The organism is Streptomyces sp. NPDC004667, assembly GCF_040609475.1.
Lineage (GTDB): Bacteria > Actinomycetota > Actinomycetes > Streptomycetales > Streptomycetaceae > Streptomyces.
In genome coordinates this window covers 1-1,303 of sequence record NZ_JBEXKC010000267.1, presented here as the reverse complement: position 1 = coordinate 1,303, position 1,303 = coordinate 1, and the positions used below count along the sequence as shown (strand labels likewise).

General features: G+C 72.1%; 1 protein-coding gene. It reads right to left on the bottom strand.

The features are described from left to right. Positions 1-963 (bottom strand): hypothetical protein (locus ABZW32_RS39950; protein WP_356225843.1); only part of this gene is annotated, 963 nt, incomplete at its 3' end. Between the last annotated feature and the right edge of the window lie 340 nt (positions 964-1,303).

Here is a 1,303-nt window from a genome sequence, read left to right as displayed (position 1 = left end):
GACGGCGTGGAGCTTGCCGTCGTACGAGGCCAGCGCGGCCGTCCGCCGCGAGGACTGCCCGACCGGTTCCGCCTTCGTCCAGGTGGTGCCGTCGAACACCGCGTGCACGAGACGGGGGCTGAGCGCGTAGTCGCGGTAGACCAGGTGCAGCTTGCCGTCGTGGACCGCGAGGGCGAGGTTCCCGACGTAGCCGTCCTTCTTGAGGTGCTCCATCACCCACTGCGGCGGCGTCTGCCGCAGCGCCGGGGTGGCGACCTCAGTGCCGTCCGCAGCAGCGACCGGCTGCCAGTCCCCGGCATCGTGGCGCACCAGGTGCACGATGCAGCCCTCGTCCGGGACGGCATACAGCAGGTGCACCTGGCCGTTGAACACCGCGAGCGCCGGCGCGAACGACGCCGACCCGCTCATGCGGTCCGCCTCGATCGCGACCGGCTGCCCCCACCGCACCTTGTCGCCGTCGCGCTTCAGCTCGACCTCGGCCAGCGACAGGTACGTGGTGTCGTAGTCCGGCTCGGCGTTCGTGAACACCATCCGCAGCGTGCCGCCGTCGTTGACCAGCGCCGGCGCCTCCGTACTACGGATCCAGCCCACCCGCGCGTCCGGTGTCCACCGGCGCGCAGCGGCCAGGGCGTCCGCCGCGGCCTGGACGTTCTTCTGCCACTGCGCGACCTGCTCCTCGGTCGCGTCCTCGGGCAGCGGCGTGCGCGCCTCCTCCAGCGCCGTCACGTACGGCTTTAACGTCGCGGGCGTGAAGCTCGTCCAGTTGATCGGCTGCTGCTTCTCCTCCCCGTCCCGGGCGCCGCGGTGCACGCAGTACAGGGTGCCGTCGACCTCGGCCAGGGCCGGCGCGGCTATGGACAGGTGATCGGCGAACCCGACCCCCGGGGACCAGCCCTTCTCGCTGGTGAAGACGGCACGCCACAGGTTCTGGTCGTCGACGGGCTGGGTGGTGTCGCTGCTCAACAAGGCCTCCATCAGGCAATGCCCGCATGCCGCCCCACCTGCCGCGGAATGCGGTCCGCAGGGTAAGGCGTCGCGGTCTTGATCGACACAACGGACCGTAGCCACGCCCTGCCGCTGCGCAAAAGGGCGTTCGACGATCAGGCCGAATGCCGCACACGCGTGTCCGAATCCCGCCGTACCGCAGGTAGAACCCAGGCAACCCGCCCCCACACCACGGCAAACCGACCCCACCCGGATACACCTCGGGGCCCGCCAGGACGGCGGGCCCCGCAGGGGCGTTGCAGGCGGTGGGGGGGGGGGGGGGGGCGCCCGGCGACACCCGCGGCCCCCCCCCCCCCCC